The sequence below is a fragment of the Pseudomonas sp. MPB03 genome, assembly GCF_046605385.1.
Classification (GTDB): domain Bacteria; phylum Pseudomonadota; class Gammaproteobacteria; order Pseudomonadales; family Pseudomonadaceae; genus Aquipseudomonas; species Aquipseudomonas zanjanensis.
On sequence record NZ_CP176770.1, the window covers coordinates 968,572 to 984,055 of the forward strand.

Genomic DNA, 15,484 nt, shown 5'->3' on the forward strand with positions numbered 1-15,484 from the left:
TGGGTTCGCCTGTCATGTCTTGTGGGCAAAGCGATAAATAGTTACCGCATCCATGGCGCAGGCAATGAGTAGGCTCGGGTTTTCCAACCTCAAGGATGACCCGAGATGCCAGAACTTATCGCTGTAAAAAACGCGACCTTACTACCTGCCTCGAAAACCGGAGAGCACGACGATTTGCTCAGAAGTCGTATTTCCCCCTGCTTCATGAACGCCTCCGTGCAGCGCCAGCAAGCGCTGCGCGATCATGACATGGAGCTTCCAGAGTGGTACGTAAAGACCACCCACCAATCCAGAGCCAGCCTCAAAAGCAGTCACGAGCAGTACTGCAAGATTTTCAACCAGGTCGATTACGCACTGGGCAAGGTCCAGGACGTGCGGGCCTTTGCCGAACCCTTGCTCAGCCAGGCCATCCAGGCCACCTTCAAGCGTACGCTTAACGTCCGGGAGGTTTATTTTGCCCGCAAGTTCGCGGTCAAGACGCGTACCGACCTGGGCTCCAATCTGCTTCATCGCTTGACCGGTGACGCCTACGACACCTACCAATACCGAGGCGGTTCGCTGCTGGACATCGCGCTGGCGAATTTCGAGCCCGATGAAGAGCGCAAGCTCGACTGCGACGATTGCCACCTCATTACCACCACGCCGGTGTCGGCTGATGGCACCTTGAGCCACACCCTCGAGTCCGTGCGCGCCGGCACACTGCCCATTGCCCCCGAAGCCTTTATCAAGCTATGCCGCCAGCTCGACCTGGGGCGCAAGTACCGGGAACATCTTGCGACGGTCCTGGAACCGAACGACCGTCAGGCCCGCGAACGGTTGGATGAACAGTTGCGCGAGCATCACAAGCAACGCCTGACGATCAGCACCGAGATTGCCCAGGCCAAGGGGGATATTCGCCAGGACACCTACCGAATGTTGCAGCGGGTGGTGGGTGGGCAACCCTCGGCCGAGCTGGACGGTCGCCCGGTGACCTTCGCCACGTTGAAGGTCCTTGAGGTCGAACTTGTCGGCCCCCTGCTGATCGGTCCGGAACGCGAGAAAAGTAACCGGTTGGAGCGAGTCGTGGCCTACATTCCGGACGATCCTGAGCATCCGGTGAAGGAATATGCCTCAAGCGACGCGTTCATGGTCGAACTGCGGCGCCGCCTGCATAACCTCGACTACCGTCGTTTTTTCAGTCGCTTTGTGCCGCTGCACGAGCAAGGGCATTTCTTCGAGCGTTTCAACCGTCTCTTCAAACCCTCTTCGCAAACCGATGCCAAAGGTGACTTTCCACTCACGTCGAACCTGCCCAGGCTGCCGATGAGCGCGTCCGACCTCAAGGGTTTCTTGTGGGAGACGCTACGGGTCAATCAGGTCCGCAAGATTTACCAGAACGCACGGGTCGCGGCGGTTCCTACGGGCGATGAAGACAAGAAGGCGCGTCAGACGCGCCTGGAAAGTTGGGAAAATACGGTCATCGATGTGCTCAACATGGCGGCGTTCGTCGTTCCCGGGCTCGGTCAGGTGATGATGACGGTGTGGGCGTTGCAGATGCTGTACGAGGCGTTCGAGGGCATCGAGACGTTCGAGCAAGGGGAAACCAAGGAAATGTGGGGGCATTTTTCCAGCCTGGCGCTCAACGCCGCGTTCATGGCCGCCGGCGCCAAGGTGCTCCCGCGCATCATGCCATCGGCGACCGTGGATCAATTGGAGCCCGTCACGTCCCCGACTGGCGAAACACGGCTCTGGCGCCCCGACCTGACGCCTTACCAGAGCGATCTGGAGCTGCCCGCGAATTCGCAGCCCGATGCCCTGGGATTGCACCGTCTCAGCGGTCGCGATGTCCTGCCGTTGAACGACAGCCGCTACGAAGTCCAGCAGGACCCAGCCACCCAGCGCTATCGCATTCGCCATCCGTCCCGGCCGGATGCCTATCAGCCCGAGTTGACGCACAACGGCAGCGGTGCCTGGAACCATGAACTGGAACAGCCGCGCAGTTGGGAAGGCGTGACGCTGATGCGCCGGCTCGGTCATCGGGTCAAGGACTTCAGCGACACTGAGCTCGAGCACATCCGTACCGCCAGTGGCACCAGCGAGGATGCGCTGCGGCGCATGCATGCCGAGGGAGAACCGGCGCCTGTATTGCTGGACGACACGATCAAGCGCTTCGACATCGCTCGCAAAGTCGACGCTTTCCTGTTGCACATGCAAAGCGAAGATCCGCAGGTCTATGAAAAGGCCGATTCGATGACCCAGCTGCACTTGCTCACGGGCTACGGCCCGTGGCCAAAAAACTTGAAGCTGAAGGTGATCGACCGCTCGGGCAAGACCCTTTGGGAGTACGCCCATCCATCGGATGAAGCATCGACGCTCCGTGAAGTCGTCGTCAGCGATACGGAAGTTTATTCATCTTCATTTCCCAGGAACCTGATCGAGGCCGTGGATGCGACGGGCAATGACTTGCTGGCTGGCACACGTCCGGCGCTTGCGAAAACAGACATGAACGCCCGAATCCAGCAATTTCGCAAGAATCTGCTTAAGGTAGCGGTGCGTGAGAAAAAACAACTGATCGATGACCACTACGCCAAAGGCGATGTGTCGCAAGATCCACGGGTCAAGCTGATCAAATCCCGTTTTCCTTCGGTTCCGGCGGCCGCCATCGAGCAGATCATGGTCCACGCCAGCCCTGCCGAAATCCGGCAAATGGCGGGATGGGATTACACCGATGCCACCCAGACCAAACCCATCCCGCTGCGCATCGCCGAAGAGCTGCGTCACTTTCAGCGGGCGATCCGTTTGAACCGGGCCTACGAAGGTTTATACCAGGAGAGCCTGGCCACGGCGGATACACCCCGCCTGGCACTGGCGACCCTCAAGACGTTGGCGGGCTGGAGCGATACGGTACGCATCGAGCTGAGGAAAGATTTCACCTCTGGGGACTTGATCGACAGCGTCGGGCCGGCGGACTCGACGCAGGTCAAAATCGTCGTCAAGAATGACGATCTTTATCAAGCCCATGACGACAGCGGCAACGATTTGAGCAGCGAGGGCAGCCTCTACGCTGCCTTGCAGCATGCGCTTCCGGATGCAGAGCGCCAGGCGATGGGTCGTGCTTCGATCCACCATGGCGCGCTGTTGAAGGACGCGATCGGTGCGGCGCCGGTGAGCCGTGCTTCATTGGCGAAGGTCTTGAAGATGCCGGCAGTCAAGCCGTCGTTCGTCTCGCCCATGCGCCTGGCTTCGGGCAGATACGGCTATCCCTTGGGCGGGCCTTTGGAATGGCTGCGCCTGGGCCGGTCGCCGGAAAGACGGGTGCGAAATTTGTTCCCCGATTACTCGCCTCAGGAAGCCCGGGTCTTTGTGCGGGAATTGGGCGACGGAGCGGCCGCGGAGATCGGGCGCCTTGAAACCGAATACCGTATGTTGCGCAACGAGCTGGACCGTTGGGTCGCTTCCGCTGAGACGGACGAAGCGGACAACAACGCATCGGCGGCAAGACGAAGACTCAAACGCATCACCGCCGATCGGATTCGTCAGTGTTGGAGACGCCAGTCCCGGGCTGTCGGTGTAGTGGACGGCCGGCGTGTGGGGTATGAGCTGGATCTGGGCTGGATGCATGTGAGGTCGTTGCCGCAGCTGTCGGCAGATTTCAGTCACGTAACCTACTTGAGGCTCTACGGGGCGGGGTTGTCGCAACACACCTGTAACGGTTTTCTCACGCGTTTCCCTGCCCTTCGTTGGTTGGACATTGCCCATAACAACCTGACGGAAGTGCCGGAGGCGTTGGAGGGAATGCCCCGTCTGACCAACCTCACACTGGCCTCGAACCAGATCGCCCTGACACCCCGTGGCGTTGAAGTCCTGGGAGGTTTGTCCGCCATGGAGTCCCTTACCCTTCACGACAATCCACTGGGGCGTTTGCCCGATTTCAGCACCATGCCAGCCCTGACTGAGCTGTTGCTGAGGAACACCAGGGTCGACACCTGGCCCACGGGCCTGCTTGACCAGCCACTGGAGGAACTGGACTTGCGCAGAAATCTACTGACCGAGGTGCCGGCGCACGTGATCGATCCGCCCGCCGAGCGGGCCCATGCCATGGCCCGGCTCAATGGTGTGACGTTTATCCAGGGCAATCCCATGGACGAGGCGATCGGGCAGCGCTTGCGTGAATATTGGGCAAATCTTCAGCAGGCCCATCCTGAATGGGTCGCCCCGCGCAGAATGGGAACACTCCAGCTGGCGGCCAACACTGTGGTGAGCAGGCGGCCGGACGTGCGGCCATGGCTGCGTGATCTGCCATCCGAACAACGGGAGGATAAAAAGGCCCTGTGGCGAAGCCTGCAGGCAGACCCGCAATCCGGAGAGTTCTTCCAACTGTTGAGTCGGTTGATCGGGTCCTATCAGGACGTGGCTGACTATTCGGACCTGCAGGCCCGCGTCTGGCAGATGCTGGAGGCTGCCAGGGATTCCACTGAATTGCGTCGTGAACTGTTTGAACTGGCCGGCGAACCGGCCTGTGAAGACCGTGCTTCGTTGTCTTTCAGCAACCTGGAAATAAAGATGATGATCCACAACGCCAAGGCCCTGTCGGCGGAGGGGGATGAAGCGGCCACGCTGATTCGCTTGGCCAAGGGATTGTTCCGGCTGGATGAAGTGGAGCGGATAGCCCTGCAGGACATCCAGGGACGTCGTGATGCAATCAATGCCCGTGAAGGGCTCACAGCCGCGCAAAAGGCCGAGCTGATCAGGCTGATCGAAGAAGTCGAGGTCCGCTTGGCCTATCGTACGGGGCTGAGGGATCGGCTGGAGCTGCCGGGGCAACCGGGAGGAGGGCGCTTCACCAACCTGGGCAACGTTTCCAGTGCCATGCTCGATGCTGCGGCCGCCGAGGTCCTGGCCCTGGACGACTCGCCCCAACAAGTGCAGTCGCTGGTGGGCCGCGATTTCTGGATCGACTATTTGAAGCAGCAGCATGCGGCAGATTTCCAGGCGTTGACCGACGCCCTCTCCGATGAGCTTTCGGCGCTGGATGAGCAGAAAGCGGACGGAACCCTTGAGGAAGCCGACTATGCCAGTCAGTCCGAAGCGCTGGGCTTGCAGCACAGGGTCAAGGAAGCGGAATTGATCCAATCGCTGACCCAGAATGAACTGAGTGCGTTGCAGGAAAGTACGGACCTGTAGAGCGGGCCTGTGGCGAGGTCGCTTGCTCCTCGCCACGTACCTCCATTCAAAACAGGAAATAGCGCTGCGCCATCGGCAACACATCAGCCGGTTCACACCACAACAGCACGCCGTCGGCCTTGACCTGGTAGGTCTGCGGGTCGACGTCGACACTTGGCAGGTAGTCGTTGTGGATCAGGTCGGTTTTCTGCACATTGCGGCAGCCTTTGACCACGGCGATTCTTTTCTTCAACCCAAGCTGTTCCGGCAACCCGGCCTCGGCGGCGGCCTGGCTGATGAAGGTCAGGCTGGTGGCGTGTCGTGAGCCGCCGTAGCTGGCGAACATCGGCCGGTAGTGCACCGGTTGTGGCGTCGGGATCGAGGCGTTGGCGTCGCCCATCAGGCTGGCGGCGATCGCCCCGCCCTTGAGGATCAGCGTCGGTTTTACGCCGAAAAACGCCGGGCGCCACAGCACCAGGTCGGCCCATTTGCCCACTTCGATAGAGCCCACTTCATGGCTGATGCCGTGGGTGATCGCCGGGTTGATGGTGTACTTGGCGATGTAGCGCTTGATGCGGAAGTTGTCGTTGCCTTCGCCGTCGCCGGGGAGGGCGCCGCGTTGTTTTTTCATCTTGTCGGCGGTCTGCCAGGTGCGCGTGATGACTTCGCCGACACGGCCCATGGCCTGGCTGTCGGAGCTGATCATCGAGAAGGCGCCGAGGTCGTGGAGGATGTCTTCGGCGGCGATGGTCTCGCGGCGGATGCGGCTTTCGGCGAAGGCCACGTCCTCGGCGATGCTCGGGTCCAGGTGATGGCAGACCATCAACATGTCCAGGTGCTCGTCGATGGTGTTGCGGGTGAACGGCCGGGTCGGGTTGGTGGAACTGGGCAGCACATTGGGGAAACCGCAGGCCTTGATGATGTCCGGCGCATGGCCGCCACCGGCGCCTTCGGTGTGGTAGGTGTGGATGGTGCGGCCCTTGAACGCGGCCAGGGTGGTCTCGACGAAACCGGACTCGTTGAGGGTGTCGGTGTGGATCGCCACCTGCACGTCGTACTGATCGGCCACGCTCAGGCAGTTGTCGATAGCCGCCGGGGTGGTGCCCCAGTCTTCGTGCAGCTTCAGTCCGATGGCGCCGGCCTTGACCTGTTCGACCAGCGGCTCCGGCAGGCTGGCGTTGCCCTTGCCGGTGAAGCCCATGTTCATCGGGAAGGCATCGGCGGCCTGGAGCATTCGCGCGAGGTGCCACGGCCCGGAGGTGCAGGTGGTGGCATTGGTCCCGGTGGCCGGGCCCGTGCCGCCGCCGATCATGGTGGTGACGCCGCTCATCAGCGCTTCTTCGATCTGCTGCGGGCAGATGAAGTGGATGTGGGTATCGATGCCGCCAGCGGTGAGGATCATGCCTTCACCGGCGATGACTTCGGTGCTGGCGCCGATGGCGATGGTCACGTCGGGCTGGATGTCCGGGTTGCCGGCCTTGCCGATGGCCGCAATGCGCCCGTCCTTGAGGCCGACATCGGCCTTGACGATGCCCCAGTGGTCAATGATCAGCGCGTTGGTGATCAGCGTGTCGACGACCTCGGCGGCCAACAATTGGCTCTGGCCCATGCCGTCGCGAATCACCTTGCCGCCGCCGAACTTCACTTCTTCGCCGTAGGTGGTGAAGTCCTTTTCTACTTCGATCCACAACTCGGTGTCGGCCAGGCGAACCTTGTCGCCGACGGTGGGGCCGAACATGTCGGCGTAGGCCTGTCTCGAAATCTTCATGTGCTCGCCTTGAGGTTCTTAAGTCGTGTGCAGTCCATTGTGGCGAGGGAGCTTGCTCCCGCTGGGTCGCGTAGCGGCCCTAGGTTTTTGGGGCTGCTGCGCAGCCCAGCGGGAGCAAGCTCCCTCGCCACAAAGGCGCTCTTCAGTCCAGGTCGCCCATGACCCGCCCGGCAAACCCGAACACCCGCCGATGCCCGGCCAGTTCGACGAGCTCCACCTCCCGGCTCTGGCCCGGTTCGAAGCGCACCGCGGTGCCGGCCGGGATGTTCAGGCGCATGCCACGGCTGGCAGCGCGGTCGAAGGCCAGGGCGTCATTGGTCTCGAAAAAGTGATAGTGCGAGCCGACCTGGATCGGCCGGTCGCCGCTGTTGGCGACGTTCAGCGTGAGCGTGCGACGGCCGACGTTGAGTTCGATGTCGCCGGGCTGGACCTGGTATTGCCCTGGAATCATTGCGGTTGCCCCAAAATCTTGTAGTAGATGGCGGTCGGGGTGTAGGTCCCGTCCGGGCTCTGGCAGTAGTCGGGCAGTTCGCCGACGCGGGTGTAGCCCATGGCGCGGTAGAACGCCTCGGCCTCGGAGCCGGCCTCGGTGTCGAGGTACAACAGGCCGCGCTTGTGCTGGCGGGCACCGAGTTCAAGGGCGCTCATCAATTGCTGGCCCAGCCCCCGGCGGCGCGCCTCGCCGCGCACCAGCAGCTTTTGCACCTCGGCGCGGTTGCGGCCGTTGGGCTTCTGGCACAGGGCAAGCTGGACGCTGGCCTGCACCTGTTCATCCTTGACCACCACCCACAGCAACAGATGACCTTGGTTGAGGCTGGTCTGGACCTCGTCGAAATAGGCCCGCGCCTGGACGGCGTCGAGATCGGCCATGAACCCCACGCTGGCGCCGTAGCCGACGGCGTCGAGCAACAGATCGATCAGGCCCTGGCGGTAATGGGCAAAGCTTTCAGCATGGACTCGACGCAACTGGGCGGCGTTCATCGGTATCACTCCTTGTCGATGGCGGGCGGTGGCGCCCCGGGGTTGAGGACCAACTGCATGAACGTCAGGTCCAGCCAACGGCCGAACTTGGTGCCCACCTGGGGCATCTGCCCGGTGGTGACGAAACCGATCCGCTCATGCAGGCGAATCGAGGCCGTGTTGCCGCTTTCGATGGCGGCCACCATGACGTGCTTGTCGCAGGCCCTGGCGCGTTCGATCAGTGCGCTCATCAGCAGCGGGCCAAGGCCATTGCCACGCTGGTCGCGGCAGACGTACACCGAATGCTCCACCGTATGGCGGAAACCATCGAACGGCCGCCAGTCGCCGAAGGAAGCGTAGCCGAGCACGTTGTCCTCGGCGTCGACGGCCACCAACACCGGGTAACCCTGGGTTTGTCGGGCGCTGAACCAGGCCTGGCGATTGCCCAGATCCACGGGCTGTTCGTTCCAGATCGCCGTGGTGTTGAGCACGGCGTCGTTGTAGATGTCGCGGATCGCCGGCAGGTCGGCGGGTTGGGCGTCACGAACATGGGCAGTCATGGCGTGGCCTCAGGCGATGGGCTGGTGGACGGTGACCAGTTTGGTGCCGTCGGGAAACGTCGCTTCGACCTGAATCTCCGGGATCATCTCCGGGATACCTTCCATCACCTGCTCGCGACTCAGCAGCGTGGTGCCGTAATGCATCAGCTCGGCCACGGTCTGGCCGTCGCGGGCGCCTTCCAGCAGCGCGGCGGAAATGTAGGCCATGGCTTCCGGGTAGTTGAGCTTCAAGCCTCGGGCCAACCGCCGTTCGGCGACGAGGCCGGCGGTGAAGATCAGCATCTTGTCTTTTTCGCGTGGGGTCAGGTCCATGTGCAGTCCATAAGGGGCAGATAATTTTTTTCGCAGTAAACACCGATCCCTTGTGGGAGCGAGCTTGCTCGCGATAGCAATCGAACATTCAACATAACCGTTGGCTGATACACCGCTATCGCGAGCAAGCTCGCTCCCACAGGTAAAAGCAAATTCAGGTACTCCAGATTCTTGGTGGCACGGCTTCTCTTCCAAGCAACGCCGGGCGCAGGAGCCGCCACAACTCAATCAACCACCCCCGCGCCAGCAGCGCCTCGCTCGCCAGGCAACGGGCCACGAGCAAACCGGGCAATTGGCTCAGGTCGCCGCGCACGGCATGGCCGAGGGACCGGCAGCGTTCAAGCAGTTCGCTGTCGATCTCGCCGGTCACCAGCAACGTGGCGAACACCGGATCACCGCCCAGGCCGATGGGCGAGTCCAGCAGCCCATCGCCACCGGCGATGCGCTGGCGCTCATGCCACAGCAACTGGCCGTCGCGACGGATGTCCAGTCGCGATTGAAAGTGCCCAAGGTCGAACCGCTCGCCGCTGGCCGGACGGCCGAGGGCAACCATGTCCCAGTAGAACAACCGGGCATCGCCTTGCAGGTCGATGCCCGTGCTGAGCTCGGCCTGGGCCGCGCTGAAGACGATGGTTTCCTGGGGCAGCCATTCCAGGGTCGCGCCGGGGGCCACGCTCAGGGTCAGTTGCTGGTACGCCGGGCCGGCGGCGCGGTACCACTTGGCCGCGCCAGGGCTGGTCAGCTGCGCCCAGGCGCCCGGGCCGACGTGGGCCGAGATGTCCAGTCGATCACCGCCGGCAATCCCGCCGGGCGGGTGGACGATGATGTGCTGGCACACCTCGGGGGCCTCGGCGTACAAATGCTTCTGCACCCGCAGCGGGCCTTTGTGGCGGCGTTGTACCGGGCGTGTGCAATCGCCGAAGCGGGCATAGCCCAAGTCCAGCTCGGCATGCCAGCTAGGGGTGAACAGAGCTTGAGGCGAAACAGGTAGATTCATGATTTTCTAATGATCGTCGGGACGCTAAGACTAGATCGTAACCAGCCCGCGCACACCCTCGGCTTCCATGTTTTCTCCGCGGCCCTGCTGCACGATCTCGCCCCGGGACATCACCAGGTACTGATCGGCCAGCTCGGCGGCGAAATCGTAGAACTGCTCCACCAGCAAAATCGCCATGTCGCCCCGGGCCGCCAGTTTCTTGATCACCACGCCGATCTCCTTGATCACCGAGGGCTGGATGCCCTCGGTGGGCTCGTCGAGAATCAGCAGGCGCGGCCGGCTGGCCAGGGCCCGGCCGATGGCGAGCTGCTGTTGCTGGCCGCCGGACAGGTCACCGCCCCGGCGTTGTTTCATCTGCAGCAGCACCGGAAACAGCTCGTAGATAAAGGCCGGCACTTCCTTGGCTTCGGAACCGGGGAAGCGCGACAGGCCCATCAGCAGGTTTTCTTCCACCGTCAGCCGCCCGAAAATCTCCCGGCCCTGGGGCACGTAGGCAATGCCGGCGTGCACCCGTTGGTGCGGCTTGAACGTGGTGATGGCCTTGCCTTCCCAATTCACCGCGCCTTCCTTGGCCGGTAGCAGGCCCATCAGGCATTTGAGCAGGGTGGTCTTGCCCACGCCGTTGCGCCCCAGCAGGCACGTCACCTCGCCAACCTTCACGTCGAACGACAGGCCGCGCAGGATGTGGCTACCGCCGTAGTATTGATGCAGCTTGTCGACTTGCAGCATGTTTTGAATTCCCCTCAAGTCCCTTGTGGGAGCGAGCTTGCTCGCGATAGCGGCGGATCAGTTACATTGCATTCCAGCTGATCCACCGCTATCGCGAGCAAGCTCGCTCCCACATAAAAGCCAACTTCTATCGCCTCAGCGACCGAGGTACACCTCGATCACCCGCTCATTGTCCTGCACCTGTTCCAGCGACCCTTCGGCCAGCACGCTGCCCTGGTGCAGCACGGTGACGTGGTCGGCGATTGCGCCGACGAAGCCCATGTCGTGCTCTACCACCATCAGCGAATGCTTGCCCGCCAGGGACTTGAACAGCTCGGCGGTGAACTCGGTTTCCGCGTCGGTCATGCCTGCCACCGGTTCGTCGAGCAGCAGCAATTGCGGGTCCTGCACCAACAGCATGCCGATCTCCAGGAACTGCTTCTGGCCGTGGGACAACAGCCCGGCGGCGCGGTTGACCGAGGTGGTGAGACGGATGGTCTCGAGCACTTCGTTGATGCGGTCGTGCTGCTCGCCGGTCAGTCTTGCCCGCAAGCTGGCCCACACCGATTTGTCGGTCTTGAGCGCCAGCTCCAGGTTCTCGAACACGCTCAGGGCTTCGAACACCGTCGGTTTCTGGAACTTGCGACCGATGCCGGCCTGGGCGATCTGTACTTCGCTCATGGTCGTCAGGTCGAGGGTCTCGCCGAACCAGGCCTTGCCGTGGCTGGGGCGGGTCTTGCCGGTGATGACATCCATCAACGTGGTCTTGCCCGCACCGTTGGGGCCGATGATGCAGCGCAACTCACCGACGCCGATGTACAGGTTCAAATTGTTCAAGGCCTTGAAACCGTCGAAGCTGACGCTGATGTCTTCCAGGGTCAGGATGGTGCCGTGGCGGGTGTTCAGGCCTACGCCGGCCGCCTGGCCGAGGCCGATGGCGTCGCGGCTGCTGCCCTGGTCTTTGTTGGGCTCCAGAATGGGTTCGAGCATGAAATCCGCCGTTGGAGTGATGCGCATCATTCGCCCCTTTTCTTCAGCAAGCCGATCACGCCTTTAGGCAGATACAGCGTAACAACGATGAACAGGGCCCCGAGGAAAAACAGCCAGTACTCAGGAAACGCCACGGTGAACCAGCTCTTCATCCCATTGACGACGCCGGCGCCCAGCAACGGCCCGATCAACGTGCCGCGCCCGCCGAGGGCGACCCACACGGCGGCTTCGATGGAGTTGGTCGGCGACATTTCGCTGGGGTTGATGATGCCCACCTGCGGCACGTACAACGCCCCGGCCAAACCGCACAACACCGCGCTCAACACCCAGACGAACAGCTTGAACCCCCGTGGATCGTAGCCGCAGAACATCAGGCGGTTTTCCGCGTCGCGCAGGGCGGTCAGCACCCGGCCGAATTTGCTGCGGGCCAGGCGCCAGCCGATGAACAGGCTCGTCACCAGCAGCAACACCGTGGCGAAAAACAACACCGCCCGCGTGCCTGGCTCGGTGATGCCAAAGCCCAGGATCGAACGGAAATTGGTGAAGCCGTTGTTGCCGCCAAACCCGGTCTCGTTGCGGAAGAACAGCAACATTCCGGCGAAGGTCAGGGCCTGGGTCATGATCGAGAAATACACGCCCTTGATCCGCGAGCGGAAGGCGAAGAAACCAAATACCAAGGCCAGCAAACCCGGCGCGAGCACCACCAGGCACATCGCCCAGAAGAAACTGTCGGTGCCGGCCCAGTACCAGGGCAACTCGGTCCACGACAGGAAGGTCATGAACGCCGGCAAGTCATCCCCGGCGGCCTGGCGCATCAGGTACATGCCCATGGCGTAGCCGCCCAGGGCGAAGAACAGGCCGTGGCCCAGGGAGAGCAAGCCGGCGTAGCCCCAGACCAGGTCCAGCGCCAGGGCGACGATGGCATAGCAGAGAATCTTGCCCACCAGGGTCAGGGTGTAGGCCGAGACGTGCAGCGGATGGTCCGCCGCCAGCAGCGATAGCAGCGGCAAGCTCAGCAGCACGGCGAGGATCAGCGCGCCGACGGCGAGGGTGACTTTGGGGCCGGCCTTTTGCGTGGCCGTGAGCATCAGGGGCTGGTTCATCAGTCGATTACCCGTCCTTTGAGCGCGAAGAGGCCTTGCGGACGCTCCTGGATGAACAGAATGATCAGCGCGAGGATCAGGATCTTGCCGAGCACGGCGCCGATCTGCGGTTCGAGGATCTTGTTGGCGATGCCCAGGCCGAACGCGGCGAACACGCTACCGGCCAACTGGCCGACACCGCCGAGCACCACCACCAGGAACGAGTCGATGATGTAGCTCTGGCCCAGGTCCGGGCCGACGTTGCCGATCTGGCTCAGGGCCACGCCACCCAGCCCGGCGATGCCCGAGCCGAGGCCGAAGGCGAGCATGTCCACCCGCCCGGTGGGCACGCCGCAGCAAGCGGCCATGTTGCGGTTCTGGGTTACCGCACGCACGTTCAGGCCCAGGCGCGTCTTGTTCAGCAGCAGCCAGGTCAGCACCACCACGAACAGCGCGAAGGCGATGATCACAATGCGGTTGTACGGCAGCACCAGGTTCGGCAACACCTGGATCCCGCCCGACAGCCAGGCCGGATTGGCGACTTCGACGTTCTGCGCACCGAACACCAGGCGCACCAGTTGGATCAGCATCAGGCTGATGCCCCAGGTGGCGAGCAGGGTTTCCAGCGGCCGTCCGTAGAGGTGGCGGATCACCGTGCGCTCCAGGGCCATGCCGATGGCGGCGGTGATAAAAAATGCCACCGGCAGGGCGATCAGCGGATAGAACTCGATGGCGTTCGGGGCGAAGCGCTGGAACAGCATCTGCACCACATAAGTGGAGTAGGCGCCGAGCATGAGCATCTCGCCGTGGGCCATGTTGATCACCCCCAGCAGGCCGAAGGTGATCGCCAGGCCGAGGGCGGCGAGCAGCAAAATCGAGCCCAGGGACATGCCGCTGAACGCCTGGCCCAGCAGCTCGCCGATCAAGAGTTTGCGCTTGACCTGGCCGAGGCTGGTTTCGGCGGCGGTGCGCACGGCGGCATCGGTTTCGACGCCGGGTTCGAGCAAGCCCTCCAAGCGGGTGCGGGCCAACGGGTCGCCGGTTTCCCCCAGCAGGCGGACGGCGGCCAGGCGCACGTTGGGGTTGGCGTCCACCAATTGCAGGTTCGCCAGGGCCAGGCTCAGGGCGGCGTGTACGTCTTCGTCCTGCTCGCCGGCCAGTTGCCGGTCGAGAAACGCCAGTTGCGCCGGGCGTGCGCTTTTTTGCAGTTGCTGCGCGGCGGCCAGGCGTACGCGGGCATCCACAGCGAGTAATTGATGACTGGCGAGCGCGGTTTCGATCAGCCCGCGCAAGCGGTTGTTCAGGCGCAGGGTCTTGGGTTGGCCGTCGACGGTCAACTGGCCTTGTTGCAGGGCGTTGATCAGTTCGACGCGCTCAGGCTCCGGCTGCGCGGCCCAGGTTTCCAGAAGCTTGGCCTGCTGGGTCGGGTTGGCGGCGACGAAGTCTTCGGCGTCGCCGGCATGGGTCGTCAGTGGCAACAGCAGTGCCAGGGCGAGGATGAGGCGGTAGAGGGCGGTGGGCATATTGTTGGCCTTGCGCAAAACTTCTTTTGTGGGAGCGGGCTTGCTCGCGAAGGCGGAGGGTCAGGCAGAACAACTTTGACTGACACTCAGCCTTCGCGAGCAAGCCCGCTCCCACAAGGGAGTTGTGTCGGACCTGAGCGTCATGCTCAAGCCCGACACCCATGGGCTCAGTTGCTCTTCACCGCGTAGTCAGGCTTCTTGTCGTTGCCGGCGATGAAGGGGCTCCACGGTTGCGCGCGGATCGGCCCTTCGGTCTGCCAGACCACGTTGAACTGACCGTCGGCCTGGATCTCGCCGATCATCACCGGCTTGTGCAGGTGGTGGTTGGTCTTGTCCATGGTCAGGGTGTAGCCCGACGGTGCGGCGAAGGTCTGGCCGGCCAGGGCTTCGCGGACCTTGTCGACATCGGTGGACTTGGCTTTTTCCACCGCTTGCGCCCACATGTGGATGCCGACGTAGGTGGCTTCCATCGGGTCGTTGGTCACCGCTTTGTCGGCGCCCGGCAGGTTCTTGGCCTTGGCATAGGCTTTCCAGGAATCGACGAATTTCTTGTTCGCCGGGTTATCCACGGACTCGAAGTAATTCCATGCCGCCAGGTTGCCCACCAGTGGCTTGGTGTCGATGCCACGCAGTTCCTCTTCGCCCACCGAGAACGCTACGACCGGCACGTCGGTGGCCTTCAGGCCCTGGTTCGCCAGTTCTTTGTAGAACGGCACGTTGGAGTCGCCGTTCACGGTGGAGATGACCGCGGTCTTGCCACCGGCCGAGAATTTCTTGATGTTGGCCACGATGGTCTGGTAGTCGCTGTGGCCGAACGGGGTGTAGACCTCTTCGATGTCCTTGTCTGCCACGCCTTTGGAATGCAGGAACGAACGCAGGATCTTGTTGGTGGTGCGCGGGTAGACGTAGTCGGTGCCCAGCAGGAAATAACGCTTGGCGCTGCCGCCTTCTTCGCTCATCAGGTATTCCACCGCCGGAATCGCCTGCTGGTTCGGCGCCGCGCCGGTGTAGAACACGTTGGGCGACATCTCTTCGCCTTCGTATTGCACCGGGTAGAACAGCAGGCCATTGAGTTCTTCGAATACCGGCAACACGGATTTACGCGACACCGACGTCCAGCAGCCGAACACCACGGCGACCTTGTCCTGGGTCAGCAACTGCCGGCCCTTTTCGGCGAACAGCGGCCAGTTCGACGCCGGGTCCACGACCACCGCTTCGAGCTTCTTGCCGTTCACACCACCCTTGGCGTTGATCTCGTCGATGGTCATCAACGCCATGTCCTTGAGGGACGTCTCGGAGATCGCCATGGTGCCGGACAGCGAATGCAAGATGCCGACTTTGATGGTCTCGGCGGCCTGGACGGTCCAGGCCATGCCCATCGCGGCAATACTTGCCGAGAGTGTAAAAGCCTTGATCAAGCTACGACGCTTCATTGTGCGATC

The 15,484-nt window shown here is 62.6% G+C and carries 12 protein-coding genes; 1 reads left to right on the forward strand and 11 read right to left on the reverse strand.

Annotated features, from left to right (window positions below; all coding sequences use genetic code 11):
* Positions 1-105: 105 nt before the first annotated feature.
* Positions 106-5,163 carry an NEL-type E3 ubiquitin ligase domain-containing protein gene (locus ACLH0I_RS04105; RefSeq protein WP_411386370.1) on the forward strand — a complete coding sequence of 1,686 codons (5,058 nt, stop codon included), beginning with the start codon at positions 106-108 and terminating at the stop codon, positions 5,161-5,163.
* 46 nt (positions 5,164-5,209) lie between these two features.
* On the opposite strand, the gene ureC is transcribed toward ACLH0I_RS04105, so the two are convergent.
* The 11 genes from ureC to urtA all read right to left on the reverse strand — a co-directional run bounded on the left by ureC (position 5,210) and on the right by urtA (position 15,475).
* A complete protein-coding gene (gene ureC, locus ACLH0I_RS04110) occupies positions 5,210-6,910 on the reverse strand; it encodes an urease subunit alpha (protein ID WP_411386371.1) in 1,701 nt (566 codons plus the stop codon).
* A 142-nt stretch (positions 6,911-7,052) separates the two neighbouring features.
* A complete protein-coding gene (locus ACLH0I_RS04115) occupies positions 7,053-7,361 on the reverse strand; it encodes an urease subunit beta (protein WP_249876329.1) in 309 nt (102 codons plus the stop codon).
* Entirely contained in the window at positions 7,358-7,891 is a 534-nt protein-coding gene (locus ACLH0I_RS04120; protein WP_039593491.1) for a GNAT family N-acetyltransferase, read from the reverse strand. Before ACLH0I_RS04120 ends, ACLH0I_RS04115 begins: the two co-directional genes overlap by 4 nt.
* Positions 7,892-7,896: 5 nt before the next feature.
* Positions 7,897-8,430: an N-acetyltransferase family protein gene (locus tag ACLH0I_RS04125; RefSeq protein ID WP_411386372.1), complete on the reverse strand. Its 534-nt coding sequence runs from the start codon at positions 8,428-8,430 to the stop codon at positions 7,897-7,899.
* Between the two features lie 9 nt (positions 8,431-8,439).
* Positions 8,440-8,742, reverse strand: a complete 303-nt coding sequence (gene ureA, locus ACLH0I_RS04130) for an urease subunit gamma (RefSeq protein ID WP_003186301.1) — start codon at positions 8,740-8,742, stop codon at positions 8,440-8,442.
* A gap of 154 nt (positions 8,743-8,896) precedes the next feature.
* Positions 8,897-9,739, reverse strand: coding sequence for an urease accessory protein UreD (locus tag ACLH0I_RS04135; RefSeq protein WP_411386373.1), 843 nt, complete (start codon positions 9,737-9,739; stop codon positions 8,897-8,899).
* A 30-nt stretch (positions 9,740-9,769) separates the two neighbouring features.
* Complete coding sequence (gene urtE / locus ACLH0I_RS04140) at positions 9,770-10,468, reverse strand: urea ABC transporter ATP-binding subunit UrtE (RefSeq protein ID WP_411386374.1); 699 nt, start codon at positions 10,466-10,468, stop codon at positions 9,770-9,772.
* 135 nt (positions 10,469-10,603) lie between these two features.
* Positions 10,604-11,464 carry an urea ABC transporter ATP-binding protein UrtD gene (gene urtD, locus ACLH0I_RS04145; protein ID WP_411386375.1) on the reverse strand — a complete coding sequence of 287 codons (861 nt, stop codon included), beginning with the start codon at positions 11,462-11,464 and terminating at the stop codon, positions 10,604-10,606.
* Complete coding sequence (gene urtC / locus ACLH0I_RS04150; RefSeq protein WP_411386376.1) at positions 11,464-12,540, reverse strand: urea ABC transporter permease subunit UrtC; 1,077 nt, start codon at positions 12,538-12,540, stop codon at positions 11,464-11,466. Before urtC ends, urtD begins: the two co-directional genes overlap by 1 nt.
* Entirely contained in the window at positions 12,540-14,042 is a 1,503-nt protein-coding gene (urtB, locus tag ACLH0I_RS04155; protein WP_411386377.1) for an urea ABC transporter permease subunit UrtB, read from the reverse strand. Before urtB ends, urtC begins: the two co-directional genes overlap by 1 nt.
* Before the next feature lie 167 nt (positions 14,043-14,209).
* Positions 14,210-15,475, reverse strand: a complete 1,266-nt coding sequence (urtA, locus tag ACLH0I_RS04160; RefSeq protein WP_025211599.1) for an urea ABC transporter substrate-binding protein — start codon at positions 15,473-15,475, stop codon at positions 14,210-14,212.
* Positions 15,476-15,484: the final 9 nt, after the last annotated feature.

Bases quoted from the DNA above. Each gene is read 5' to 3' on its own strand.
- ACLH0I_RS04135 (WP_411386373.1), bottom strand. From the start codon at position 9,739: ATGAATCTACCTGTTTCGCCTCAAGCTCTGTTCACCCCTAGCTGGCAT.
- ureC (WP_411386371.1), bottom strand. From the start codon at position 6,910: ATGAAGATTTCGAGACAGGCCTACGCCGACATGTTCGGCCCCACCGTC.
- ACLH0I_RS04105 (WP_411386370.1), top strand. From the start codon at position 106: ATGCCAGAACTTATCGCTGTAAAAAACGCGACCTTACTACCTGCCTCG.
- ACLH0I_RS04125 (WP_411386372.1), bottom strand. From the start codon at position 8,430: ATGACTGCCCATGTTCGTGACGCCCAACCCGCCGACCTGCCGGCGATC.
- urtD (WP_411386375.1), bottom strand. From the start codon at position 11,464: ATGCGCATCACTCCAACGGCGGATTTCATGCTCGAACCCATTCTGGAG.
- urtA (WP_025211599.1), bottom strand. From the start codon at position 15,475: ATGAAGCGTCGTAGCTTGATCAAGGCTTTTACACTCTCGGCAAGTATT.
- urtE (WP_411386374.1), bottom strand. From the start codon at position 10,468: ATGCTGCAAGTCGACAAGCTGCATCAATACTACGGCGGTAGCCACATC.
- ACLH0I_RS04120 (WP_039593491.1), bottom strand. From the start codon at position 7,891: ATGAACGCCGCCCAGTTGCGTCGAGTCCATGCTGAAAGCTTTGCCCAT.
- urtC (WP_411386376.1), bottom strand. From the start codon at position 12,540: ATGAACCAGCCCCTGATGCTCACGGCCACGCAAAAGGCCGGCCCCAAA.
- urtB (WP_411386377.1), bottom strand. From the start codon at position 14,042: ATGCCCACCGCCCTCTACCGCCTCATCCTCGCCCTGGCACTGCTGTTG.
- ACLH0I_RS04115 (WP_249876329.1), bottom strand. From the start codon at position 7,361: ATGATTCCAGGGCAATACCAGGTCCAGCCCGGCGACATCGAACTCAAC.
- ureA (WP_003186301.1), bottom strand. From the start codon at position 8,742: ATGGACCTGACCCCACGCGAAAAAGACAAGATGCTGATCTTCACCGCC.